This is a genomic window from Ensifer sp. Root127 (assembly GCF_001425225.1).
GTDB classification, from domain to species: Bacteria; Pseudomonadota; Alphaproteobacteria; order Rhizobiales; family Rhizobiaceae; genus Ensifer; species Ensifer canadensis.
The window spans coordinates 1,101,757-1,127,154 of sequence record NZ_LMDX01000001.1; the positions used below are offsets into that span (position 1 = coordinate 1,101,757).

The window sequence follows — 25,398 nt, forward strand, 5'->3', positions numbered from 1 at the left end:
GGTCTCCCTTCCCGATGGTGGCAGGCGCGAGGGCGACGGCCGTCGAGCCCTGGGCTTGATCAGAGTTGCCTGGCTACCCCTTCGAGCTGGGTGGCGCATTGGCCCCAGCCTTCGTGAAAGCCCATCTTTTCGTGGGCTTCGCGATCCTCGACGGACCAATGGCGGACCCGTGCGGTGTAGCGGGTCTTGGCCCCGACGTCCTCGAAGGTGATGGTTACGACCATGAACGGCTTGTCGGATGGCGACCAGGCATCGGTGAAGGCGTCTGTGAAGACCAGCTTCTCGTTCGGCACCACTTCGAGATAGACGCCGAGATTGGGATAGTCCTCGCCCTCGGGCGAGCGCATGACGATGCGGTTGGCGCCGCCGGCGCGAACCTCGAGCTTTGCCTCCGGCGTCGTCCACGGCGAAGGCGCGAACCACTTCTTCAGCAGCTTGGCATCCGTCCAGCAGCGGTAGACGAGCGCGCGGGGCGCATCGATCAGGCGGGTGATGACCAGTTCGCGGTCGTCGGCAGGTTTGATTTCAGTGACAACGGTCATTGTTTGTTTCTCCGTCAGCGGGTTCAGTCCAAGGACGAAGTTGCAGCCACGGTTCCGACAACCGCCGACAAGATTTTTTATCTTTTTTCAGTGGCCAGGTTTTTCTCGCCCGCATCCTTGCTCAGATGATCGAGCTGCATGCGGATGTGGGAGGCCTCGGCGGCATTGGTGGCCAGCGCGATCGCCCGGTCAAAGGCGACGCGCGCCTCGCGAACCCGGCCTGCCTGCTTCAACAGCGCGCCATTCAACCCATGGAAGTAGAAATAACCCGCGAGTTTTTCGGCAAGTGGCTCGATCAGCGCGAGCGCCGCTTCAGGCCCGTCCCTCTTCGACACTGCGACGGCGCGGTTGAGCGTGATGACCGGCGACGGTTGCAGCCGCTCCAACGCCTGGTAGAGCAGGTCGATTTCTTCCCAATCGGTTTCTTCCGGGCGCGTCGCACGCGCATGCAAGGCGGCGATCGCGGCCTGGATCTGGTAGGGACCCGGCTGGCGATGGCGCACCGCCTTGTCGATCATGGCCAGCGCCTCGATGATCAGAGGCTTTTTCCAAAGGCTGCGATCCTGATCATCGAGCAGGATGATGCCGCCATCGGCATCGAAACGTGCGCGCGAGCGTGAGTGCTGCAGCAGGAGCAGAGCCGTCAGCCCCATCATTTCTGGCTCGGAGGGGAACAGCCGCAGGAGCAGCCGCGCGAGCCGGATCGCCTCCTCACAAAGATCGGCCGAGACGCTGTCCGGCCCGTTCATCGCCGAATAGCCCTCGTTGAAAACCAGATAGATCATGGTTGCGACGGCCGCCAGCCGCTCCGACCGATCGGCCGCGTCAGGCGTTTCGAAGGCGATGCCGGCGGCGGTGACCCGGGCCTTTGCCCGGGTGATGCGCTGCTCCATCGCCGCCTCGCCGACGAGAAAGGCACGGGCAATCTGCTTGACCGACAGGCCGGAGACGATGCGCAGCGCCAGCGCGATCTGCTGCGTTGCCGGAAGGACCGGATTGCTGCAGACAAACAAGAGCTTGAGAATGTCGTCCCGGTAGTGGGAGCCATCGAGACGTTCGGCAAGATCGCTCTCCTGATCCTCGAGATCGGAGAGCAATTCTTCCGGCGGCAACGCGGTCTCGCGAGATTGCCGGCGCACCTTGTCGATGCCGCTGTTGCGACCGACGAAGATCAGCCAGGCGGCCGGGTCACGCGGCGGGCCGCTCTTCGGCCAGGTCTTCAATGCCCGGATACAGGCCTCCTGGAATGCTTCCTCGGCCGTATCGAGATTGCGGAAATAGCGCAGAAGCGCGCCCATTGCCTGCGGCCGAGCGGAAACAAGTGCGAGGTCGATCCAGGTCGTGTCTGTCATGAGGGAAACTCACTTGGCTTGTAGATGGCAAGGGGACGAATTTCATAGGAGCCGTCTGCAGGATTGGCCGCACTGAGCTCGCGGGCGAAATCGAGCGCTTCGTCCAGTGAAGCGCAATCGACGACATAGAAGCCGAGCAGCTGCTCCTTCGTTTCGGCAAATGGGCCATCGATGACGACGGTCTCGCCAACGGCGTGGCGGAGCGTCGTTGCCGCCGTGGTCGGCAACAACCGCGCCACCGGCCCGAGCTTGCCGGCATCGCCATATTTGCGTTGGACGGCAGCAAGGTCACGCATGACCTTGTCGTCCTCGTCCTTGGTCCAGTTGGCAGTGACGTCTTCCTGGTTGTAACAAAATACGGCGTAAAGCATTGGAACTCTCCTGCTCCTGTAACAAGGACGATCTGGAGAAGAGATAGTCGACAAGACCGCCAAAAAAAATACCTGCAATCACGGGCCCAAACGCAATGATCGCGGCAGGTGCCTGCGCACCGCCGCGATCGTTCATGAGCTTGCCTGATTTCAGATATTTTCGCCGCAGGCGAGATCCGGATCGACCGTTTGTTTGCGACGGAAACGCCGGACCAGGCGACCGTCGATAGCGGCGAGGCCGGCGGCGATCAGCACCATGCCGAAGAAATGCTTGGGCTCGAGGTTTTCGCCGAGGAACAAGGCGCCGAGCAGAATGGCGCTGACCGGGATCAGAAACGTCACCAGCATCAGATTGGTGACACCCGCCGTTTCCAGGATGCGGAAGAACAGCACATAGGCAAGCGCGGTCGAGATCAAGGCAATGCCGATGATCGCTCCCCATACTTCAAGGCCCGGCACGGTCAGGGTCCAGGGGTGATCGACGAGCAGCGCGATCGGCACGAGCATGATGCTCGATGCACTGACCTGCCCGGTCGCGGTGACGATGGGCGCAACGCCCATCCGCTTGAAACGACGGGCGAAAACGCCGGCAAAGGCGTAGGAAAGGGCAGCTCCCAGCACGGCGAACTGCGCCAGCACATTCGAGCCGAGCCCGCCGAGCGCTGCAGGCCCGATCATCACCGCCACGCCGAGAAAACCGATCAACACGCCGGAGAGCTTGTTGGCGGTCAGCTTCTCGTCGTCGGTCAGCAGATGGGCGACGACGACGCCGAAGAGTGGCGTGGTGGCATTGAGGATGGAGGCAAGGCCGCTGGCGATATGAGTCTGGCCCCAGACGATCAGCGAAAACGGGATCAGGTTGTTGAGCAGACCCATGCCGAAGAAGGCAAGCCAGATGCGGGGATCGCGCGGCATCGCGCGGCCGGTGAAGCGCAGGAAAATCAAAAGCGCCGTCGCCGCGAGGCTGACCCGCAGGGCAACGATGGTGAACGGCGGCAGCGCCTTGACCGCAACGCCGACGAAGAAAAACGAGCCGCCCCACAACAGGGACAGTGTGATCAGCATGGCCCATTCACCGGGTCCCATCACCTTCGCCTTAAGTGTTTCCGGCATCTCCATACCCTCCTATGATTTAGTTCTTCGCCTTCATCTGAAACAACCATATTGGTTGACTTCGATTTACATAAATAGTGTCAGCATGTTAGTGTTTGCACAAACGAGCATTTCTCTTTCCATGATTGAGTATGGCTAAATCATAATGACACCTCTTCCTTCCCTTGCAGCACTGCGCGCATTCGAGGCCACGGCCCGACACCTGAGTGTGACGCTCGCGGCGCGCGAGCTCAGCGTCACACCTGGTGCGGTCAGTCTGCAGGTGCGTGAACTGGAGCAGACGCTGGGTGTGATGCTGTTTGAGCGACGGCCGCGGCAACTGGTTCTGACCGAGGATGGCAGCACCTATTTTTCGACGCTGCGCCGCGCCTTCCGGATGATGCGGGAAGCGACAGAGGAACTGACGGCGCGAAATCGCGCGCCGGTACTGACGGTGAGCTGCACGCCAACTTTTGCGGCGCAATGGCTGGTGCCGAGGATCAGCGACTTCGAGCAGCGTCTCAACGGCATCGACATCCGCATCAGCGCCTCGAACCGGCTGACCGACTTCGTGTCAGATGGCGTCGATATCGCTATCCGCCACGGTTTCGGTCGCTATGAGGGTCTGACGAGCGAGCGGCTGATCGATGACGAGCTGGTGCCGGTCGTCAACGCGGCCCTTGCCCGCAAGCATCCGCTCACCACGCCGGCCGATCTTTCGGCCCATGTGCTGTTGTATGACGTTCAGAGGTCGGATTGGCAGCTGTGGCTGGAGGCCGTCGGCGCCGAAGGCATAGACACGACGCGCGGTCCGGTGTTCGTCAACAGCAATGGCGCCATCGAGGCGGCAAGAGCCGGCGATGGCGTCGCTCTCGTGCGCCTGTCGCTGGTTTCGCGCGAGCTTGCCGAAGGCGTGTTGGTCGCGCCGTTTCCAACCGGCATCGCCACCGATCTCGCCTATCACCTGGTCTATCCGCCATCGGCCCTCGACCGGCCGGCCGTCACAGCATTCCGTGCCTGGATCGTCGCGCAGGCACGCGGCGCCTGAAACGAAAAAAGCCCGGTTTCCCGGGCCTTTCTCGCAATCGGAAAGTAAATCTATCTCGCGCCTATTCGTTGATCAGGCGCTTCAGAAGCTCGATCTCATGGCTGAGCTTGGTATCGCCGGAGATCAACTCCTCGATCTTGCGCACCGCATGCAGAACGGTCGTGTGGTCGCGACCACCGAAGCGGCGGCCGATTTCCGGGAAAGACCGCGGCGTCAGCGTCTTCGACAGATACATCGCGATCTGACGCGGCTTGACGATGACGCGGGTGCGGCGGTTCGACACCAGCTCCTGGCGCGATACGTTGTAATGCTTGGCAACGACACGCTGGATGTCCTCGATACGGACACGGCGCGGTTCGCCGGCATTGACGAGATGCCCAAGCAGTTCGTCAACGCGTTCGATCGACAGATGCGGTTCGAACGAGCGACGGAAGAGCAACTGGTTGAAGGCGCCTTCGAGTTCGCGGCCGCTGGCGGTGATGTTGCGTGCAACATGGCTCAGGATATCGCCGGGAATGTCCAGCGAAGTATCGTCCTGACGAGCGGAGTCGAGACGGCGCTTCAGCATTTCGAGGCGCATGTCGTAGTCCGGTCCGTCCATTTCGATGGCGACACCGCCCTGAAGACGCGAGCGAACACGGCTATCGAGCGATTCCAGCTCCCAAGGAGCGCGGTCGGCGGCGACGACGACCTGTTTGGCCGAGTCGAGAAGCATGTTCAGCAGATGGCAGAACTCGTGCTGGATCGACTTGCCCTGCAGGAACTGCATGTCGTCGATGACGAGGAGGTCGATGTTGCGCAGCGATTCCTTCAGCGACAGCGCGTCGTTGTCGCGGATTGCGGTGGCAAAGCGCCACATGAAGTATTCGGCCGTCAGATAGACGACGCGTGGAGCGCGGGCGCTCTGCAGCGCCTGGATGGCGATCGCCTGCAGAAGGTGGGTCTTGCCGAGCCCGACGCTTGAATGAATGAACAGCGGGTTGAAGCGCACGGCACCGGCGCCGGCTTCCGCAATCGTGCGGGCGGCTGCAAGCGCAACGCGGTTGGAAGAGCCCTCGACGAAGCTGTCGAAGGTGTAACGCTGGTCGAGCGGCGAGCCGAAAAGCGGCGCCTGGGTCGGCCGCTGAACGCTGGCAACCGCAGAGGCTGCGACCGAAGCCACGGACTGCGCCGTCGTCGGACGGCGTGCGGGCGTTGCAGGAGCCGATTCCGTTGCCTGCGGCAGCGTCTCTTCCTGTGAAACCGGACGGGCGCCACGGGTCGCGGTCCGCACCAGGATCTCGACCTTCAGGATTTCGCCGTCTTCCTGCTGGAAGATCTGGGTGATGATATCGAGATAGCGGTTGTTGATCCAGGACTTCAGGAATGTCGTGGGCACCGAGAGACGCACGACGCTCTTGGAAACCGAATGGAGCTTCAGACGCCCAAACCAGCTGGCGAAGACATCGGGACCGACCTGGGCTTTCAAACGCGCACTCACTCGTTCGAACAGTGCGTCATGCCTCATGTCGTGCTTATCTCCCGCCGCCTGAGATAGATTGCTTCCGGCCTGAAATACGTCGCCGTTCTTTTGAAACGCGCCCGCCGCCGTCACCAAGTTCATCCGCATTTTGCCGCCTTCCGATTATGTTCAGACGCCGTCATCTCTGCCGGCCCCATCTCTTATGTCCGGCACCCACGGCTTCCTCATCGAGGTCATGCCGCTTCACCGAACGTCACAGTCGCAATCCAACCGGGCTCCTCATCTCCCGACCGGGTGCGCGCTACGCGCATCTGCCAGGCCTTGCCGGCCGGCTGATGTCCCCTCGCGCCTCATTGTCAACAAATCCCCCAGTCCGCCCTGGACCGTGCCGGATCCTCCTCCTCGCCGACAACTGTCTCGCACCCTCGTACGAAGCGGACAGCCGAGCGCTGGATTCTATCTCTCGTCAGGCACCGCTTGCACCTGACTTTGAGCAGTGGCGCCACCGGCAACCAGAAGTCGAAATGTCCTCGTCCGGAATGGTTGGGCCATCCGGTTTTTCGTTCTCGACTTGTCTGATTGAACGACGTGGAGCCGCCCTGATACAGGGAACAGAAAGCCTGAAACCATCTCGTTGAAATGGCCTCCGTACTTCCCTTTACAGATATGGTCTGTGTCCCCTGTGGAGGGCATTTAGGCAGGATCGATGGGCAAGATCAATCGCGATTTTTACGCAACCTTAAGCGCTGCCCGTTGACTCTCATGCTGCCTTTTGCTTGCCGCAATCCGAGTCCGGGAAGAATCGCTTTTGAATCAAGGGTTTTGATTTTCGGCTCTTTGATTAGCTGGCGAAAAAGAAAAAAAATAAAAATTCGCTTGACTCATCACGGGCCCAGAAGACCCCCAGCCAGAGACACCCTATCACCAAGGACCTCTCGTAAGTCTCTGAAATTCCTATAGAAATTCTGTCATCGCATTGACACGAGAAATGTCGTGCAGGTTAACCATCGTGATGACACATGTATGAATCGGAAAAGCCCGACGCAAGGGTCGGGCTTTCAATTAACAGATTTTTATTAGCCGGATTAGGCCGAAAGTGCCTTCACGCGCTGTGCAAGGCGCGAAACCTTGCGCGAAGCGGTGTTGGAATGCAGCACGCCCTTGATGGCAGCGCGCATCAGCTCGGGCTGAGCGGCCTTCAGGGCTGCGGCTGCGACCGCCTGATCGCCGGTTGCGATCGCTTCTTCGACCTTGCGGACGAAGTTACGGACGCGCGAACGGCGGGCTTTGTTCACTGCAGTGCGGCGTGCGATCTTGCGGGTCGCCTTTTTCGCCGAAGTTGTATTGGCCATTGATGCCTCTCTTCGAAAACTGACATGAACTCCGCCCTCGCCGTGCCGGGTCACTGCGACCTGTCATCAAAGCAATTCGGGAGCATTATCGGAAAGCCCAGATTTGGCGTTCCAAACTGAGGGCGGCATATAGCGAGAAACGGCCGCCCCGTCAACGCGCAATTTGGAGAAAACTGCGCGTCGCCCCTTGATCTACCTGTGTTTGAACTCCGGCTTGCGCTTCGCTGCGAAGGCGGCCATGCCTTCCTTCTGGTCTTCAGTGGCAAACAGCGAATGGAAAAGCCGCCGTTCGAACCGCAGGCCTTCGGCAAGCGTGAGCTCCAGCGAGCGATTGACGGCCTCTTTTGCCATCATCACCGCCGGCAGCGAGAACGATGCGATCTTCTCGGCCGCAGCCAGCGCTTCCTCCATCAATTTCTCCGGCGCCACCACACGCGAAACGAGTCCTGCGCGTTCCGCCTCGGTCGCGTCCATCATCCGTCCGGTGAGGACGAGGTCCATCGCCTTCGCCTTGCCGACGGCACGGGTGAGGCGCTGCGACCCGCCCATGCCGGGGATGACGCCAAGGGTAATTTCCGGTTGGCCGAACTTTGCCGTCTCGGAAGCGATGATGAAGTCACACATCATCGCCAGTTCGCACCCGCCGCCGAGCGCGTAGCCGGAAACGGCTGCAATGACCGGTTTGCGGGCAGCAGCCACCTGATCCCAGCCGCCGATGAAATCGCCGAGATAGCTTTCGACGAAGTCCAGCGTCTGCATCTCCTTGATGTCGGCGCCGGCCGCAAAGGCCTTCTCCGAACCGGTGACAACAACGGCGCCGATCTCGTTATCGGCATCGAACGCTTTCAGCACCGCGGCAAGCTCGCGCATAACGGTCGAGTTCAGCGCATTCAGCGCCTGCGGGCGATTGAGCGTGACCAGGCCCACGCGTCCGCGCGTCTCGACCAGCAGCGTCTCGTAACTCATTGTCGTCTCCTCCGAATTCGTGTCAGCGGTCGGGTCCGGCCGGACCCGGATGTTCATTTCTGGCAGCGCGGGCAATGAAACGTCGAGCGTCCCGCCTGCACGATGCGGGCGACCGTACCGCCGCAACCCGGCGTGCGGCAAGCCTCCCCTTCCCGGTCATAGACGGAAAAGGAATGCTGGAAATAGCCGAGCGATCCGTCGGCCTGGATATGATCTTTCAGCGACGAGCCGCCCGCGGCGATGGCATCGGCAATGACCTCGCGGATTGCAACGGTCAGGCCCTGCAGTTCCGGCTTCGACCCACCTTGGCTGTCGACGAGGGCGCCTGCCGGCTTCAGCGGCGACAGGCCTGAACGCCAGAGCGCCTCGCACACATATATATTGCCGAGGCCGGCAATATTCTTCTGGTCGAGCAAGGCTACCTTCAGCGGTTGCGCCTTTCCGGCAAAGCGTGCCGCCAGATAGGCGGCGTCGAGCGCGTTGCCGGTCGGCTCTTCCCCGAGTGCGCGGAAGAAGGCGTGGGCCGCCACCGTGTCCCGTCGGGCGAGATCCATGAAACCGAAACGGCGCGGATCGTTATAGATGACACGGGCGGGGCCGACGGCACCTTCCAGATGGAAGATCACATGATCGTGCTTCTCATCCTTGGCGCGTGGGTGGTGAAATTCGTCCGGCGTTTCTGGCAGCGCGCCCTGTTCGATACGGAACGAACCTGACATGCCGAGATGGGCAATGATGACGTCACCGGCCTCCAGATCGATCATCAGATATTTTGCCCGGCGCGACAGCGAGACGATGCGCTGACCGGCAACGGTGGCTGCAAAATTGACAGGGAAGGGAAAACGCAGATCCGGCCGACGCAGTTCTGCACTGACGAGGAGCGCGCCTTCCATGGTCGGCGCCAGACCCCGTTTTACCGTTTCGACCTCCGGCAGTTCCGGCATGCGTCGTCTCCTTCTTTCTTAACCACCACACGCCCGGCATTCTTAACCACCATAAGCCCGGCCGTTGGCATTTCCTTGGCGGGCTACTTATCCTATAGGGGTGCGCTATGCCGCAGCCATGGCCCTGCCCCCGAGATAGCGCGGGTCGGACGATTTCGCTATGGTGCCGGAAAAATTGGTTCAGGTGGAGTTCTTCGTATGACGGATCAGCGGGTATCGGCCAATGGCGGAATGGAAACCTCCTTCGGTTTCCGCAACGTCGGTACGGGCGAAAAGCAGCCGCTCGTCAACGACGTCTTCCATAAGGTGGCCAAGCGCTACGACATCATGAACGACGTGATGTCGGCCGGGCTGCACCGCGCCTGGAAGGATGCGATGATTGCCGCGCTCAATCCGCCGCGCCGCGAGGGCTACAGGACGCTCGACGTCGCCGGCGGCACCGGCGACATCGCCTTCCGCATCATCGAAGCCTCCGACCGCAAGGCGCATTCGACGGTTCTCGACATCAACGGCTCGATGCTCGCCGTCGGCGCGGAACGGGCGGAAAAGAAGAAGCTTTCGGCCAATCTCGATTTTGTCGAGGCCAATGCTGAGGAACTGCCGTTCGACGCGAATTCCTTCGACGCCTATACGATCGCCTTCGGCATCCGCAACGTCCCGCGTATCGATGTCGCGCTCAAAGAAGCCTATCGTGTGTTGAAGCGCGGCGGGCGACTGCTGGTGCTCGAATTCTCCGAAGTGGAGATGCCGCTTCTCGACCGTTTCTACGATGCATGGTCGTTCAACGCGATCCCGAAATTCGGCAAGCTGATCACCGGCGACGAAGCGCCCTATCAGTATCTGGTGGAATCGATCCGCAAGTTCCCGAACCAGCGCGATTTTGCCGCCATGATCAAGGAGGCGGGCTTCTCGCGCGTCTCCTTCACCAATTACACCGGCGGCATCGCAGCGCTGCATTCCGGCTGGAAAATCTGATCTTATGAGCACAGCTGGAGCATATGTCCGCCTCGTGCGGATCGGCTGGGTTCTCGTGCGCGAAGGCGTCGTCTCGGCGGTCCCGACCGAACACCTGCCGCCCTTTGCCCGTTTCGCCCAGAAGGCAGCCGGGCTTTTCGCCCGCCGCAAGGTGCTAGGCGAGGAGCGCAGCGACCGGCTGTCGCGCGCCGTTGCACGCCTCGGCCCCTCCTATGTGAAAATCGGCCAGTTCCTGGCAACCCGCCCCGACGTCGTCGGCGCGGAATTTGCCGCTGACCTGTCGCTGCTGCAGGACCAGATGGCGACCTTTCCGCAAAGCGAAGCCAAGGCCGCGATCGAGGGATCGCTCGGCCGCAAGGTCGAAGACCTCTACGCCGAATTTTCCCTGCCGATGGCGGCCGCCTCGATCGCCCAGGTTCATCCGGCCATCGTCATGCGCGACGGCCGGCCCGACAAGGTTGCCGTCAAGGTCATCCGCCCCGGCATCCGCCAGCGTTTTGCCTCCGATATCGAGGCGATGTATCTCGTCAGCCACATGCAGGAGCGTTTCCTGCCCTATACGCGGCGGCTGAAACCGGTCGAGGTCACCAAGACGCTAGAGCAGACGACCAAGATCGAAATGGATCTTCGGTTGGAAGCAGCCGCCCTTTCCGAACTCGGCGAGAACACCAAGGAAGATTCCGGCTTTCGCGTACCGAAGGTCGATTGGGAACGCACCGGCCGCGACGTCGTCACCATGGAATGGATCGACGGCGTCAAGATGTCGGATATCGACGGGCTGAAGGCGGCGGGCCACGATCTCGACGCGCTGGGCGACACCCTGATCCAGTCCTTTCTCCGCCACACATTGCGCGACGGCTTCTTCCACGCCGACATGCATCAGGGCAACCTGTTCGTCGACGATGCCGGCCATATCGTCGCCGTCGACATGGGCATCGTCGGCCGTCTCGGCAAGAAGGAACGCCGCTTCCTCGCCGAGATCCTGTTCGGCTTCATCACCCGCGACTACCAGCGCGTCGCCGACGTGCATTTCGAGGCAGGCTACGTGCCGTCGCATCATGATGCCGCGAGCTTCGCCCAGGCGATCCGCGCCATTGGCGAGCCGATCCACGGCCAGCCGGCCGAGACCATCTCGATGGCAAAGCTGCTGACGCTTCTGTTCGAGGTGACCGAGCTCTTCGACATGCAGACACGGCCGGAACTGGTCATGCTGCAGAAGACCATGGTCGTCGTCGAGGGCGTCGCGCGCACGCTCAATCCGCGTTTCAACATGTGGAAAGCATCCGAGCCTGTGGTCGGCAAGTGGATCCGCGACAATCTCGGACCGAAGCGCATCGTCACCGACCTGCGCGACGGCCTGCACGCGGCCCTTCGTCTGGCCGAAGCAGCACCGGAAATCGCCGCCCGCACGGAAAAATTCTCCAGCGAGATCATGGCCATGAGCGAAAACGGCCTACGGTTCGACGCCGAGACGGCGCATGCCATCGGCAAGGCCGAGGCACGCCACACGCGCTCCGGCCGCCTGGCGCTGTGGCTGATTGCCGCCACGCTCGTCTATATCGCCTGGCAGGTGACCTGAGCGCCACCGGCAATCCGGTCGCCGAACCGGCTTGCAATTCCACTGCCGCTTGTTATCGTTCCGACATGGACAATCGTTCGATGATCGCAATGGTGCTTTGCACGCATATCCAGGGGTGTGCGGGAGACCACGTGCGTTAAACGGACTGTCCCCCGACCAACCCTGCCGAGGCGAGCAGGGTTTGGTCCTGTTTCCTCGGTGCCAGCGAGCTGATGAGGAAACAATGACCGAAGCCACCCCCTCCCCGACACTCAGGATTCGAGCGGCGCGCGTCGTCGACTGGGAAGCGATCGCCGCACTTATGAGCCAGCCGGGCATCCGCTCCGGCACGCTCAGACTGCCCTATTCGACACCGGAGCAGACGCGCAAGTGGATGGAGGGCCTGTCGGAGGACAACACTGTGATCGTGGCCGAGCGCGACGGCCGCATCGTCGGCATGGCCGGTCTGCACCGCAATAAGGGGCGCCGGCATCACTCCGCCGTGCTCGGCATCAGCGTCGATGACAACCACCGCGGCGAAGGCATCGGTAAGACACTTCTTACATCTCTGATCGATGCTGCCGATAACTGGCTTGGGATCAGCCGCATCGAGCTGACCGTCTTTACCGACAACGAAGCGGCAATCGCGCTTTATCACAAGACCGGCTTCGAACCCGAAGGCACGCACAGGGCCTATGCTCTGCGCAATGGCGTGCTGGCCGACGTGCTGGCGATGGCGCGCATTCGCGCCTGATCGCGGCCGGACCATGCGTCCGGGTGGTGAGGAAGAGGTGGCAGGGCTTTCGGTTCTGCCGCCGGCTGCAACCATGTTCCATCCGGAACTGCGAATAAGCAGACGACATGCGATCTTCTCCCCATGGATGACGGGAGTTCATCCCTGGAGGAGAGAACACCATGCGCAAGATCATCATCGCCGCGGCCGTCGCAATCACCGCAGCCGTTTCCTTTGCCGCGCCGTCACAGGCTGGCGGTGTGACGATCGGCTTCAGCAACGGCGCCTACGGCCATGGCTGGAGCGGCCAGATCGGCTATGTCGACGGCTATTACGGTGGCTACTACGACGAGTATCGCCCCTATTGCTTCATCAAGAAAGTCAGGCGCTACGATCACTACGGCAATGTCTACTACGAGCGTATCCGCATCTGCCGTTAATAATAGCAAGGGGCGAGGGACACGAGGCCCGGCCGGTTTCCGGCCGGGCTTTTCGACGTCTGGCGCTCATCACCTTCATCCGAATTGCCGGTTCCCATCCGCTTACCCCATTGACGCCGCGTCGCTGCCGGGCTCCAAAAGCAGCAACGCAAATCGCATGGGAAGGTAGACCGTCATGGATCTCGGCATCACAGGCAAGAAGGCGCTCGTGCTCGGCGGCAGCAAGGGGCTTGGACGCGGCATCGCCGAAGCACTCGCGGCTGAAGGCGTTGCCGTCGCGGTGACCGGTCGCGACGCAACTACGGCCGAAAAGGTCGCAGCAGAGCTCAGTTCGAGCGCCCGCGGTTTTGCGCTCGATCTTTCCAAGCCCGAAAGCCTCGACGCGCTGCTCGATCGGCTCSCCGCCGATTTCGGCGCGATCGACATTCTCATCCTGAATGGCGGCGGGCCGCCGCCGTCGCTTGCGTCCACCATCGAGCCGGAGTTCTGGCGGACGCAGTTCGAGACCATGGTGCTCGCCGGCATGCGCATCACCGGCCGGGTTCTGCCCGGCATGAGGGAGCGCGGTTTCGGCCGCATCATTGCCGTCGCTTCGACCAGCATCCGCGAGCCGATCCCGGGCCTGACCGCCTCCAACGCGCTTCGAAGCGCTGTTGCCGGCTGGCTGAAGACGCTGGCCGGCGAAGTCGCCGCCGACGGCGTGACCGTCAACATGCTGTTGCCGGGGCGGCTTGCGACCGACCGCACCTTGGGCTTCGACCGCATGGACGCCGAGAACGAAGGCGTCGATATCGCCACGGTTGCCGCGCGCAGCCAGGCGGATATTCCAATCGGCCGCTATGGAACGCCGGCGGAATTCGGCGCTGCCGCCGCATTTCTCGCGGGCCGGCCCGCGGCCTATGTCACGGGCGTGGCACTTCCCGTCGACGGCGGTCTCAGCCGATCGATGCTCTGAGTTGCCGCGTCAGTCCGCCCTGCCCCTCCCTTGAAAATACAAGCGACCGGCTCAAGGCGGTCATTTATTATTGCATCGTGCGTCAGACATGGCGTTCAGAAGCTTCAATTTCGCAGGTGAACTTCACCGCAAATTGATGCTGGTTTCAGGGGTTATGCAGTAAAACCTGCAGCCGGGCGCCGTTTGCCCGGCTGACCATACGACTGGCCAAACGACTGGCTAAACGACTGGAATGACCCCCATGAACTCACCATCGACCGGGTGGCTGCTCGGGATTGCACTCTTCGCCTCAGCCCTTCTTCCCGCCGCTGCAGGAGCCGCCATGCTTGAAAAGGAAATGATTGCCGCAGCTTCGGCCGGCAACGCCGCCGAACTGCGCGAATTGATCAAGCGCGGAGCAACGCTCGACGCGCGTGACGCAAGCGGCGCGACCGCTCTGCTCGTCGCCACACACGAAAACCGCATCGACGCTGCCCGCGCGCTCATCGAAGCCGGCGCGGATGTCAATGCGAAGGACAAGATCGAGGACAGTCCCTACCTCTATGCTGGCGCGCGCGGCCATCTCGAAATCCTGAAGCTGACGCTTGCCAACGGCGCCGACCTCAAAAGCACCAACCGTTACGGCGGCACGGCGCTGATCCCTGCGGCAGAACGCGGCCACGTCGAAACGGTGAAGACGCTGATCGAGGCGGGCGTCGATGTCGATCACGTCAACCGGCTGGGCTGGACGGCGCTGATCGAAGCCATCATTCTCGGCACCGGCGGCGAAAAGCATACGGAGATCGTGCGATTGCTGATCGACGCGGGCGCGAACGTCAATCTTGCCGATGGCGAGGGCGTGAGCCCATTGAGCCACGCCCGGCAGCGCGGCTATGGCCGGATTGAAAAGCTGCTTACCGCCGCCGGCGCCCGTTGAAATCGGAGGGGACATGAAGCAGGAAAGACGCTTTCTCGGCGAGGCTGTCGCCCTTGCCCGCGCCAATGTCGAAAAAGGTGGCCGTCCCTTCGGCGCGGTTGCCGTTCGCAACGGCGAGGTTATCGCCAGCGGCGTCAACGAGATGCTTGAAACCGGCGATCCGACATCGCATGCCGAGATGAATGCCCTTCGCCTGGCGGCAAAGCGCCTCGGGTCTCCCCGTCTTGAAGGCGTTGCGATCTATGCCAGCGGCCAACCCTGCCCGATGTGCATTGCGGCCATGCGCATGGCCGGCATCACCGAGATCGCCTACGCCCACTCGAATGCCGACGCCGAACCCTACGGGCTGTCGACGGCGGCAGTCTATGCCGAACTGGCAAAACCCCTTGGCGAACAGTCGATGCGCTTTCGCCATGTGCCGGTCGACGATAACGACCTGGCACCGCTCTATGCGGAATGGCAGCATCGTCAAAAAGAGGGCTGACAAGCGGCCGGCACCGGTCAAGCCCAGCCACAGCTTGGGCAGCCCCCTGCGGCGGCCACTGCCAGCGCCGGCCGGTGGTGCCTCCGACGGGCGGACGGGCACGGCAAAGGCAGTGAGGCGCCGGAACAACCCGCCTGCTCACGCCGACCGACGGTGTCTCGACAACCAGAGCCCTTGCCGAACACACGCGGCGAGTGTAATCGCGAAGGTGAGATTGCCCTCTCCTCCCTGCCGCCCAGCGTTCCTCGGAGAACGTCGGCGGCCCAGCCCGCGGGTGCTGCGATGAATGCCTTTTCCGAACGCACGGGCCGCCTGGTGGCGCTGCTTCTCATCGCCGGCTCCGGCGTGGTGACGATCGCCAAGGGCATGAGCCTGACCTTCCTCGCGATCCGCCTGCAGCGGGATTTTGGCCTTACCCCGGCAGGTATCGGCGTCCTGATTGGCGCGGGCCCCCTGCTCGGCGCGATCATCAGCCCGTTTGCCGGCAGCCTGTCCGATCGCATCGGCCGAACGGGTGTGCTGACCATAGCGCTCTTCATGGCCGGACTGGCGCTGGCGGGGCTCGGGCTGGCGCACTCGATCGCCGCCTTCGCGCTGGCGCATATCGTCTCTGCGGTTGCCGCCGCCGTCTATGAACCGGTTTCGCGCGCATTGATGAGCGATGCCGCGCCAGCGCATCTGCGCCTGCGGGTATTCTCCTGGCGCTATCTGGCGATCAATGCCGGCTGGGCCGTCGGGCCGTTGATCGGCGTCTGGGTCGGCGCTGCCTATTCGACCCTATTCATCATTGCCGGCATCATGCATGCGGCCTTCGGCCTCGTGCTGTTCTTCACCGTGCCGGAAGCGAGCAACAGACGGGCGGTCGAGACGGGACCGGGGTCCAACACCACGGGCGGCTGGCGCGGGCTTGTCGCTGCCTTGCGCGACCGCCGACTGATCTTCTTCGTCATCGGCGGCACCCTGCTTTTGGCCGTTCATGGTCAATGGTCGGTGACATTGTCGCAATATCTCAACACCGGCTTCGAGGATGGCGTCACCCTGTTCGCGCTGCTGGTTTCGACCAACGCAGCAACGGTGCTCGTCGCCAGCACGCCCGCCCGCTTCGTCATTGAAAGGATCGGCGCGCTCAAGGCGCTGTCGCTCGGCTGCCTGCTGTTCCTGCTTGGTGAAATCGGCTTTGCAGCCTCGTCCGGCGTCGAAATGCTGGTCGCCTCGATGATCCTCTTCACCATCGGCGAGGTGCTCGTCGTGCCCTCGGAATATGTGCTGGTCGACGGCAGGATGCCGGCAATCGCGGCACCTATTTCGGCGCCCATTCACTGTCCACCGTCGGCAATTTCCTTGGGCCGCTCATCGGCGGCCTTGCACTCGGCGCAAGCGGCGGCGCCGGCATGTTCCTGCTGTTCGCGCTGCTTTCAGCGGCAAGCGCGCTCCTGTTTGCAATCGGCCATTCCATGCCGCCGCCCCGCCGGCACGCACCGATGCGCTCGATGGCAGCGCCGTCGGCCGAGATCTCATGCGCTTCGGTCAATTCGCCTAGGGCCGGAGGCAGCATTGCCCCACGCAGGGGTGGTATTCGTGTTCACAATCATCATGCTTGGGCTCATCGATCGCCTCCCTGGTGCGACACGAGATCGCCGCAGGGCAGCGCTGCCGCCGCTTTTTCTTGCCAACCGGAAGCGCTACCATCGCCTCGTCTGCGTGATCACCGTCACCATTTCGTCACTGGCACAGCCTAAGCACCGCGTCGAAACAGGAGTGAATACAAGATCATGACCACCGCCACCGAACAAACCGTCCTCAAGCGATCGATCGCCGCCACCATCGTCGTCGGCGCGACAGGCGTGCTGTTCGGCCTGTTGTCCGGATCGGTGTCGATCGTGTTCGACGGGGTGTTTTCCGTCGTCGACGCCGCCATGACGCTGCTGGCGCTGGGAGTGACGCGGCTGATCCCACGGGAAAGCAGCCGCTTTCAAATGGGCTTCTGGCATATCGAGCCGATGGTCCTGCTGTTAAACGCCGGCCTACTCACGACGCTCTCCTTCTACGCCCTTATCAACGCCGTCGACTCGCTGCTGTCGGGCGGCCGCGAACTCGCCTTCGACTGGGCGATCGCCTATGCCGCCGTCGTCGTCGTCATCTGCATCGTGATGTTCATCTACGGGCGGCGGGCGAACCGCACGATCGGCTCGGAATTCCTGGCGTTGGATGTGCGTGCCTGGGCGATGTCGGGCACGATTACCGCAGCCCTGCTTGTTGCTTTCGTGGTCGCCGCGATGCTGAAGGGCACCGCCTATGAAGACTGGACGCCCTATGCCGACCCGGCAATTCTGGTGGTTCTGACACTTTGCCTGATCCCGCTTCCGCTGAAGACCGTCTATGCCGCGCTGAAGGAAATCTTCCTAGTCGCCCCGGCGGAACTGGACGAGAAAGTGCGCGAGGCAGCGCGCAATGCCGCCAGCCGCCACGGCTTTGCCGATTATCGCACATACGTCGCCAAGGTCGGCAGGGCCCGGCTGATCGAGATCTACCTGATCGGATCGGCCGAAACCCGGGTGGATACGCTTGCGAGCCTCGATGCGATCCGCGCCGAGATCGGCGCGGAAATCGGCGAGGCCGGGCGCGATCGCTGGCTGACGATCGCCTTTACCGGCGACGTGAAATGGGCGCAGTAGCGCCCACTGCCGGCGTGCCGCCCGAAATCATCCGCCTTTAACGAACGTTCGAGCGACGACCTGCCGACGGGGTCGTCAGATCGATCCGGCGCGTTATGCCGATCGCCTCCAGAAACGCCTCGTCGTGGCTGACGACGATGAGCGCCCCGTCGAAAGCCCGCAGTCCCGCCTCCACCGTCTCGATGGAATCGATATCGAGATGGTTGGTCGGCTCGTCGAGAATCAGGAGATCAGGCGGGCTCTCGCCGCTAAGCACGCAGGCGAGCCCCGCACGCAGCATCTGCCCGCCACTCAGGCTGGAGACGCGCTGCAGTGCCGCGTCGGCGCGGAACATGAACCGCGCGAGCGCCGCCCGACAGGCGTTTTCGCCGGCGCCGGGATGGAGCCGGCGGAAGTTGTCGCGGATCGACACCTGCGGATCGAGCAGGCTCACCTGTTGATCCAGAATGGCAAAGTCCGTCAGAACCCGAACCTGACCCGACCAGGGAGCAAGCTTGCCTGACATCAGCGACAGAAACGTCGTCTTGCCTGAACCGTTGCGGCCGGTGATCGCCACCCGCTCCGGCCCGGCAATCGTCAGCGACAGATTGGCGAGCACCGGACGGTCCGGGATATAACCGGCGCTGACATCATCGACCTGAAGAACGGCACGGCCGGGCGGCAGCCCGGTCGAAGGCAGCCGGACCGAAAACGGCTGGAGGATCTCGATGCGTTCGCGGGCGGCGGCAAGATCGCCGAGCGCCTGATCGCGTCGCCGCTCGGAAAGCCGCGCGTTGTCGCCCGCCGTCTTTTCGCTGCGCTCCTTCTTCGCATCGAGCAGCAGAAGCGGCTCGTCACCTTTGGCGCGCTTTCTGCGGCCGGCGCTATCCTTTCGGGCCTTGCGCTCCGCGAGCTCCTGCGTCTTGCGGTCGACCTCCGCAAGGCGTCGTTCCGCGTCGGCAAGATCGTGCCGGGCCGATGCGAGTTCGATCGCCTTGCGCTCGCGATAGTGGCTCCAGTTGCCGCCGTAGCTGGTGGCGCCGAGAGAGGTGAGTTCGACGATCACATCCATCGTGTCGAGAAGCTCGCGATCGTGGCTCACGACGATGGCGCCGCCACGCCAGTTCGCCATCAGCTCGATCACTGCCTCGCGCCCGGCGCGGTCGAGATTGTTGGTGGGTTCGTCGAGCAGGATGAAATCGGGATCGGCAAAGACCAATGCCGCCAGCTTGGCACGGGTCAGCTGCCCGCCGGATAGCGATGAGAGCGGCGTCTGCGCTTCTGCCTCCAGCCCGAGGCGAGCGAGCGCTGCGGCCAGTCGCGCCTCCAGCGTCCAGTCGGCAATCGACAGCTCGTCGATGCTGGCGGTGCCTTCCTCCGCTCGGCGTAGAAGCGCCAGCGCATCGGCAATGCCGAAGAGGTCGGCGACGCTCTCCTGTTCGGCGACCTGCACCGTCTGGCGCAGGATGCCGAGGCTGCCGTCGACCGAGACTGTGCCGGCCTGCGGCTGGAGTGTTCCCGCAATCAGCTTCAGCAGCGTGCTTTTGCCGACGCCATTGCGCCCGACAAGGCCAGAGCGCGCCGGGCCGAACGTCAGGCTCAGGTCGGAAAAGAGGCTGCGGCCGTCAGGCGTTGACCAGGTGAGATGGGAGAGCGAGATCGAAACAGGCATGGATACGGATTTCCCTGATGGCAAAAAGAGTGGGCTTTGCTGTCAGGTGGAAATCCATCGATGCGTGTATCCTGTGGTAATTTCTATCGATGCAAAGATAACATCGATCGTGTTTTCTTCAAGGCAAGGATGCCATAGCCGCTCGCCGCGAACCGTGAGCACTTGGTCGCCGCTCAGTCTGGAAACATCCTTGGCGCCCGTGCAACCGGCATTCTGCTTGCTTTGAAGCCAGATCCGGCCGCGTTCGGCACTGATCGATTGGAGATGGTATTGGAACACAGTGTGGGCGGCACACGAGCGTGGTCGCCCGGTCTGGAGCAGATGGTACCGCCTTTGGACGATTACCAGACGAGACCGTTCAGCGTGATCAGCGCGATCACCAGCAGGGACAGGATGAGCGACATCTTGATTGCGGCAAGCGCGTAGTCATAGCGGCGAATATGCATTGCAAAGGTATGAAGCATGGCATTCTCCCTGGCGTCGAAATGCCCGACGGCCGTTGGGGCCGGGCCACGCGATCGCCTGCGTGTCATCTTATGAGGTGCGGGAGGCCCGCGCGGAAATCTGGAGCGGCATCCGCGACGCGTTTTGGCTGCTGAGGACGGCAGATCCGAAGGTCGACAGCTATTGGACCAGGGGCAGCCGACTTTCGACACGGCTGTGGTGCAAGTCCATGAGTCGGGCCAGGATTGCCTCGCCCTCTTCGCGATCAAGCGCCGGGTATCGCACTCGGACGGCATCCCGAAAAACATCGGCAACCATCGGGAATTCCTCGGGAAGGATCGGTCGCCCACGAAATCCGTCGATGGGGTGCATCACGCGATCTCCTCAGTTGGGGCGAAAGCGTAACGATCTCTCAGCCACCGACGCCCGTTCGATCGGTCGATGATGGATGCACTATGCGCCTTCGGCAGTGAGATACCAAGGGATATTCGCCGCTAGAAAGGGAACGCGGCCAGGCGCGCCATCTGGATCGGGTGATCTGCTGCCGGCGCGCAAGGATCGCCGAACGCCCCTCCAGGCGTGCGCCGCCACGGCTGCAATTGTGGCGTTCGGCCAGACACGTTGCGCCCGATGAAACGCTCAAGTAGGGTCGCTGCAACCGCGTCCCTCCGCCGGCGAAGCCGTCGAAAGGGATGCTGTTGAACACCATGGCTGAACCGGAAAGAACTCCGGTTAAGAAGGCGGCCGCAAGGCTGGGACGCAATGACACTGTCGGGCAAACGCATTCTCCTGATCATCTCCGGCGGCATTGCGGCCTATAAGAGCCTGGACCTTATCCGCCGGCTGCGCGAGCGCGGCGCCAGCGTCCGGCCAGTCATGACATCAGGTGCGCAACAGTTCGTGACACCGCTTGCCGTCGGCGCGCTTTCCGCCTCGCATGTCTATCTCGAGCTGTTTTCGCGCGAGGACGAACAGGATGTCGGCCATATCCGGCTGGCGCGCGAATGCGATCTGATCGTCGTCGCCCCTGTTACCGCCGACCTGATGGCGAAGATGGCGAACGGTCATGCCGACGATCTCGCCTCGACCATCCTGCTGGCCACCGACCGTCCGGTGCTGGTCGCGCCGGCGATGAACCCGAAGATGTGGGCGCACCCGGCAACCCGGCGCAACCGCGCGACGCTCGCCGCCGACGGCATCCATTTCATCGGCCCTGAAGCCGGCGAAATGGCGGAGAGCGGCGAGGCCGGAGAAGGACGGATGAGCGAGCCGCTGGCGATCGTCGCTGCCGTCGAAAACCTGCTTGCAGGCGGCGCGAAGCCACTTGCCGGACGCAAGGCGGTCGTCACATCCGGCCCGACGCATGAGCCGATCGACCCGGTGCGCTACATCGCCAACCGCTCGTCGGGCAAGCAGGGCCACGCCATTGCCGCGGCGCTCGCCAGGCTCGGCGCGGATGTGACGCTGGTGTCCGGCCCTGTGACGATCCCCGACCCCACAGGTGTCAACGTGATCCATGTCGAGCGCGCCGAGGAAATGCGCGATGCAGTGCTTGCCGCCCTTCCCGCCGACGTTGCGGTGATGGTCGCGGCCGTTGCCGACTGGCGGGTGGCAAGTGCGGCCGGCAACAAGATCAAGAAGAAGCCGGGCGAAGCGCCGCCACCGCTTCAATTGGCCGAGAACCCGGACATCCTCAAGACGGTCGGCCACCATGCAAACCGGCCGAAGCTGGTCGTCGGCTTTGCCGCCGAGACGGAGAACGTCGCCGACAACGGCCGCTCGAAGCTCGAGCGCAAGGGTGCCGATTACATTCTCGCCAACGACGTCTCGCCGGCAACCGGCATCATGGGTGGCGATCGCAACCGGGTGAAGCTGATCTCGGCCGACGGCAACGACGACTGGCCGGAGATGGACAAGGAAGCGGTTGCCGAAAAATTGGCGGCGCTGATTGCGGCTGAGCTGGAGCGAAGAGAACAGGGTTGATCAATCGCCGTACCTGGCCAAAAAGCCCCTCACCCTAACCCTCTCCCCGCAGGCGGGGCGAGGGAACGTGCCCTGTGTGGATGAAGCATCCGCAGCAAAAGGAACGCGCGAGTGCGGCGTATCCCTTCTCCCCGTGAAAACGGGGAGAAGGTGGCGGCAGCCGAATGAGGGGCCGCTCACTGCCCACCGATATGCTGAAAGCCTCAGGCCGAACGGTGCTTGCGTACCGGCGCGCCCTGCGTCGAGAACAGCCTGACATCGACGCCGTTTTCGCCGACGATCACGGCCGTGCCGTCAGGAATTTCGACCCAGGCGCCGTCGTCGTCGTTGAGCGGTTCGGAGACAAGACAGTAACCGCCGCTCGGGCCCATGGGTGCTGCGTAGAGCGTCGGCGCCTTCCAGTCGGAGGCATAGCGCACCGCATAAAGATCGTTGCCGTCAGAGAAGGCGGCGGTGAAGCGCACCAGAACCTGGCGCTCCAGATGTTCGGCAAGCTGTTCGATGAAGGCCAGCGCTTCGGCGATCGCGCCGAGCGGATTGTGGTCGAGACCAAACTGCATGGCGAGCAGGAACAGGAGTTCGGAATCCGTCGTGCCGGTGCGGGCCGAATAGAGGTCGTTGTCGAGCATGCTCTCCATCGGCCGGCGCAGATGTTCGAAGTCGCCGATCTGGCCGTTGTGCATGAAGGACCAGCGCCCGAAGACGAAGGGATGGCAGTTGTCGCGCCGGGTGCCGCCACCGGTCGACGCCCGCACATGGGCGAGGAACAGCGGCGAGCGGATCTGGCGGGCAATGCTCTTCAGATTGCAGTCGGACCAGGCGGGGAGAATGTCGCGGTAGCGCCCAGGTTCCGGATGGTCGCCGTACCAGGCAATGCCGAAGCCGTCGCCGTTGGTCGCCGTCTTTGCCCGCGTGGCGCAATGGGACTGCTCGATCAGCGAGTGCGCCGGAGAGGTCACCAGTTCCTCGAGATAGAGCGGCTCCCCGCGATAGGCTGCCCAGCGGCACATGCTGAAATCACTCCGGTTTCGCACCGTTCATACGGATGCGATTCGTTAACCATGAGCGATGTTCCGACGAAACATGGTAAAAATGCGTTAACAAATTCATCCAGGCTCTGCCGGGACCGTATTCTCGGCCACCCGATCGCGCTGTCTCGACAGAAACATCAACCAAGGCGCCTCCATAGACCTCCAATATATTTTCGAACAAATATTCCATGTTGACAAATCTTGCACATTTCATTTCATTCCGAGCCACGACACGGTCGTTGACCCCGGAGGAATGGCATGAGCAGCAAGAAGAAACTGGGTGTGGGCCTGATTGGCACGGGCTTCATGGGCAAGGCGCATGCGCTCGGCTTTACCATCGCCGCGCGGGTGTTCGATCTGCCCTTCGAGCTTGACCTGGTTTCGGTTGCCGATGTGACCACCGAAAGCGCGGAAAACGCCCGCCGGCGTCTCGGCTTTCGCAAGGCGACGGCGGACTGGCGCGAACTTTTGACCGACCCCGACATCGACATCATCGACATTACCACGCCGAACCTTCTGCACAAGGAGATGGCGTTGGCGGCCATTGCCCATGGCAAACATGTCTATTGCGAAAAGCCGCTGGCGCCGATGGTCACTGACTGCGCCGAAATGGTCGCGGCTGCGGAAAAGGCCGGCGTCACGACCCAGGTCGGTTTCAACTACCTGAAAAACCCGCTGATCTTCCTCGCCAAGGACATCATCGAGAGCGGCGAGATCGGCGAGATCCGCTCCATGCGCGGCGTCCATGCCGAAGACTTCATGGCCGATGCCTCGGTGCCGTGGGGCTGGCGGCTGAACCCGGCCAGCGGCGGCGGCGCGCTTGCCGATATCGGCAGCCACATCATCGCCTCCATGCGTCACCTCGTCGGGCCGATCAAATCGGTGCTTGCCGAAACCATCATCCAGATCCCTGAGCGCCCCGTCTCTGCCGGCGCCAGCGAGATGCGCGCCGTCGAGGTCGACGACATCACCCGCGCCTTCGTGCGCTTCGAAAACGGCGCGACCGGCAGCTTCGAGGCCAACTGGATCGCCACCGGCCGCAAGATGCAGCACGATTTCGAGATCTACGGCTCCAAGGGCAGCATCGTCTTCACGCAGGAGCGCCTGAACGAGATCCGCGTCTACTCCACCGGCGACGATATTCGCAGCCGCGGCTTCCGCACCATCTGGGCCGGGCCCGAGCATCCGCCCTACGGCGCCTTCTGCGTGGCACCCGGCCACCAGATCGGCTTCAATGATCTGAAGGCCATCGAGGTGAACGAGTTCCTTGAGGCGATCGCCAAGGGCAAACCGCCATCGACCGATTTCCGCGAGGGTTATGAGGTGCAGAAGGTGCTCTCGGCCACCTATCAATCGGCAAAGACCAACGAATGGGTCCAGATCGGCTGACGAAAAGTCGGAATGGAAAAGGCGGCAAAAAATGGAATGCCTGTTCTATCCCAGCCGCCGCTATTCGATTAGTGTGAGGTCACTAGAGAACACGGGTCAGACTGGAGACAGACAAGAATGGCAACGCCTGAAACGACGACGGAGGTCCCGCAGGATTTCGAAGCGCTGAAGGCGGTCATTCTGGAGCGAAAGGCGCAGCTGCCGAAACGGTTGAAGCAGGTGGCCGCCTATTCGCTTGACAATCCCGACGAGATTGCCTTCGGCACCGCCGCAAGCATCGCCACCTCGGCCGACGTCCAGCCGTCGACCCTGGTGCGCTTTGCCCAGCACTTCGGCTTCGAGGGCTTCTCCAGCCTGCAACAGATTTTCCGCGCCCGCCTGCGCGAGCGCACGCCTGGCTACGAAGACCGGCTGAAGGCACTGAGCGAGAACGAACACAGCAAGCTCGAGAGCGGCTCGATCTTCAACGGCTTCGTCGCCGCCGCCCACCGCTCGCTCGACAACATCGCAACCTCGGTCGACCCGGAAGCCTTTGAGCGCGCGGTCGACATCCTCGCCAAGGCCGAGACGGTCTATCTGATCGCCAAGCGCCGCTCCTATCCGATCTCCAGCTACATGGCCTATGCCTTCGGCAAGCTGAAGGTGAAATACCAGCTGGTCGGCACGGCCGCCGGCATCGATGACGACATGCTGGCGATGGCTGGCAAGAACGATGCCGCGTTTGCCGTCAGCTTCTCGCCTTACGCCTCCGAAAGCGCCACCCAGGCGCGGCTGCTTGCCGAGCGCAAGGTGCCGGTGGTGTCGCTGACCGACTCGGCGTTCTCGCCGCTGGCGGAATCTTCCAAGGTCTGGTTCGAACTGGTCGAGGCGGATCACGCCGGCTTCCGCTCGCTTTCCGCCAGCATGGCCTTCGCCATGGCGCTGACAGTCGCCATTGCCGAGAAGCGTCGCCGCCTGCTTGAAGAGACGAGGACGGAATAGAACGGATAGAATGAAAATTCTATATTGACGAAACGCCGGAATTTATGTTTCATA

The 25,398-nt window shown here is 62.6% G+C and carries 24 protein-coding genes; 13 read left to right on the forward strand and 11 right to left on the reverse strand.

The genetic code is table 11. The features are described from left to right. Nucleotides 1-59: 59 nt before the first annotated feature. The 4 genes from ASD03_RS05175 to ASD03_RS05190 form a co-directional block, all read right to left on the reverse strand. Nucleotides 60-542, reverse strand: coding sequence for an SRPBCC family protein (locus ASD03_RS05175; protein WP_025425667.1), 483 nt, complete (start codon nt 540-542; stop codon nt 60-62). A gap of 77 nt (nt 543-619) precedes the next feature. Further along, nucleotides 620-1,894 (reverse strand): RNA polymerase sigma factor, encoded by a 1,275-nt coding sequence (locus tag ASD03_RS05180; protein ID WP_025425666.1) that lies wholly within the window; start codon nt 1,892-1,894, stop codon nt 620-622. After that, nucleotides 1,891-2,265 (reverse strand): YciI family protein, encoded by a 375-nt coding sequence (locus ASD03_RS05185; protein ID WP_025425665.1) that lies wholly within the window; start codon nt 2,263-2,265, stop codon nt 1,891-1,893. Before ASD03_RS05185 ends, ASD03_RS05180 begins: the two co-directional genes overlap by 4 nt. A 150-nt stretch (nt 2,266-2,415) precedes the next feature. Next, the gene (locus ASD03_RS05190; RefSeq protein ID WP_025425664.1) at nt 2,416-3,351 is read right to left on the reverse strand and encodes a DMT family transporter; all 936 of its coding nucleotides are present in this window, start codon (nt 3,349-3,351) and stop codon (nt 2,416-2,418) included. A gap of 169 nt (nt 3,352-3,520) precedes the next feature. Between ASD03_RS05190 and gcvA the strand changes: the two genes are divergently transcribed. Continuing rightward, on the forward strand, nt 3,521-4,405 hold the full coding sequence (gene gcvA / locus ASD03_RS05195) for a transcriptional regulator GcvA (RefSeq protein ID WP_025425663.1): 885 nt from the start codon (nt 3,521-3,523) through the stop codon (nt 4,403-4,405). Between the two features lie 61 nt (nt 4,406-4,466). Here the strand turns inward: gcvA and dnaA are convergent, their stop codons facing one another. The 4 genes from dnaA to mutM form a co-directional block, all read right to left on the reverse strand. Continuing rightward, a complete protein-coding gene (dnaA, locus tag ASD03_RS05200) occupies nt 4,467-6,014 on the reverse strand; it encodes a chromosomal replication initiator protein DnaA (RefSeq protein ID WP_081788833.1) in 1,548 nt (515 codons plus the stop codon). Between the two features lie 938 nt (nt 6,015-6,952). Next, a complete protein-coding gene (rpsT, locus tag ASD03_RS05205; RefSeq protein ID WP_025425661.1) occupies nt 6,953-7,219 on the reverse strand; it encodes a 30S ribosomal protein S20 in 267 nt (88 codons plus the stop codon). A 192-nt stretch (nt 7,220-7,411) separates the two neighbouring features. After that, nucleotides 7,412-8,185, reverse strand: coding sequence for an enoyl-CoA hydratase (locus ASD03_RS05210; RefSeq protein WP_025425660.1), 774 nt, complete (start codon nt 8,183-8,185; stop codon nt 7,412-7,414). 53 nt (nt 8,186-8,238) lie between these two features. Then, a complete protein-coding gene (gene mutM / locus ASD03_RS05215) occupies nt 8,239-9,129 on the reverse strand; it encodes a bifunctional DNA-formamidopyrimidine glycosylase/DNA-(apurinic or apyrimidinic site) lyase (protein ID WP_057204300.1) in 891 nt (296 codons plus the stop codon). A 198-nt stretch (nt 9,130-9,327) separates the two neighbouring features. Between mutM and ubiE the strand changes: the two genes are divergently transcribed. From ubiE to ASD03_RS05260, 9 genes are all read left to right on the forward strand, one after another. After that, nucleotides 9,328-10,104, forward strand: a complete 777-nt coding sequence (ubiE, locus tag ASD03_RS05220) for a bifunctional demethylmenaquinone methyltransferase/2-methoxy-6-polyprenyl-1,4-benzoquinol methylase UbiE (protein WP_025425658.1) — start codon at nt 9,328-9,330, stop codon at nt 10,102-10,104. Nucleotides 10,105-10,108: 4 nt separating this feature from the next. Then, the gene (gene ubiB, locus ASD03_RS05225; RefSeq protein ID WP_025425657.1) at nt 10,109-11,683 is read left to right on the forward strand and encodes a 2-polyprenylphenol 6-hydroxylase; all 1,575 of its coding nucleotides are present in this window, start codon (nt 10,109-10,111) and stop codon (nt 11,681-11,683) included. A 223-nt stretch (nt 11,684-11,906) separates the two neighbouring features. Then, nucleotides 11,907-12,416, forward strand: a complete 510-nt coding sequence (locus ASD03_RS05230) for a GNAT family N-acetyltransferase (protein ID WP_057212517.1) — start codon at nt 11,907-11,909, stop codon at nt 12,414-12,416. Between the two features lie 161 nt (nt 12,417-12,577). Continuing rightward, nucleotides 12,578-12,835 carry a hypothetical protein gene (locus ASD03_RS05235; protein WP_025425655.1) on the forward strand — a complete coding sequence of 86 codons (258 nt, stop codon included), beginning with the start codon at nt 12,578-12,580 and terminating at the stop codon, nt 12,833-12,835. Between the two features lie 175 nt (nt 12,836-13,010). Then, nucleotides 13,011-13,790, forward strand: coding sequence for an SDR family oxidoreductase (locus ASD03_RS05240; protein WP_057212519.1), 780 nt, complete (start codon nt 13,011-13,013; stop codon nt 13,788-13,790). Between the two features lie 322 nt (nt 13,791-14,112). Beyond that, complete coding sequence (locus ASD03_RS05245; protein WP_025425653.1) at nt 14,113-14,706, forward strand: ankyrin repeat domain-containing protein; 594 nt, start codon at nt 14,113-14,115, stop codon at nt 14,704-14,706. A 13-nt stretch (nt 14,707-14,719) separates the two neighbouring features. Next, nucleotides 14,720-15,190: a nucleoside deaminase gene (locus ASD03_RS05250; RefSeq protein WP_025425652.1), complete on the forward strand. Its 471-nt coding sequence runs from the start codon at nt 14,720-14,722 to the stop codon at nt 15,188-15,190. A gap of 282 nt (nt 15,191-15,472) precedes the next feature. After that, entirely contained in the window at nt 15,473-16,966 is a 1,494-nt protein-coding gene (locus ASD03_RS05255) for an MFS transporter (protein WP_051509147.1), read from the forward strand. Next, nucleotides 16,963-17,865, forward strand: coding sequence for a cation transporter (locus ASD03_RS05260; protein ID WP_025425651.1), 903 nt, complete (start codon nt 16,963-16,965; stop codon nt 17,863-17,865). Before ASD03_RS05255 ends, ASD03_RS05260 begins: the two co-directional genes overlap by 4 nt. A 37-nt stretch (nt 17,866-17,902) precedes the next feature. On the opposite strand, the gene ASD03_RS05265 is transcribed toward ASD03_RS05260, so the two are convergent. Next, nucleotides 17,903-19,516: an ABC-F family ATP-binding cassette domain-containing protein gene (locus tag ASD03_RS05265; protein WP_057212521.1), complete on the reverse strand. Its 1,614-nt coding sequence runs from the start codon at nt 19,514-19,516 to the stop codon at nt 17,903-17,905. A gap of 341 nt (nt 19,517-19,857) precedes the next feature. Then, nucleotides 19,858-19,980, reverse strand: a complete 123-nt coding sequence (locus ASD03_RS41055) for a hypothetical protein (RefSeq protein WP_255569781.1) — start codon at nt 19,978-19,980, stop codon at nt 19,858-19,860. Nucleotides 19,981-20,722: 742 nt separating this feature from the next. Here ASD03_RS41055 and coaBC point away from each other — a divergent pair. Then, nucleotides 20,723-21,943, forward strand: a complete 1,221-nt coding sequence (gene coaBC / locus ASD03_RS05280) for a bifunctional phosphopantothenoylcysteine decarboxylase/phosphopantothenate--cysteine ligase CoaBC (RefSeq protein ID WP_025425647.1) — start codon at nt 20,723-20,725, stop codon at nt 21,941-21,943. A 203-nt stretch (nt 21,944-22,146) separates the two neighbouring features. Here coaBC and ASD03_RS05285 read toward each other — a convergent pair whose 3' ends face one another. Continuing rightward, a complete protein-coding gene (locus ASD03_RS05285; RefSeq protein WP_025425646.1) occupies nt 22,147-22,953 on the reverse strand; it encodes a class II glutamine amidotransferase in 807 nt (268 codons plus the stop codon). 279 nt (nt 22,954-23,232) lie between these two features. Here ASD03_RS05285 and ASD03_RS05290 point away from each other — a divergent pair, with 279 nt between their 5' ends. Continuing rightward, entirely contained in the window at nt 23,233-24,363 is a 1,131-nt protein-coding gene (locus ASD03_RS05290; RefSeq protein WP_025425645.1) for a Gfo/Idh/MocA family oxidoreductase, read from the forward strand. Nucleotides 24,364-24,480: 117 nt separating this feature from the next. After that, complete coding sequence (locus ASD03_RS05295; RefSeq protein ID WP_025425644.1) at nt 24,481-25,344, forward strand: MurR/RpiR family transcriptional regulator; 864 nt, start codon at nt 24,481-24,483, stop codon at nt 25,342-25,344. Nucleotides 25,345-25,398: the final 54 nt, after the last annotated feature.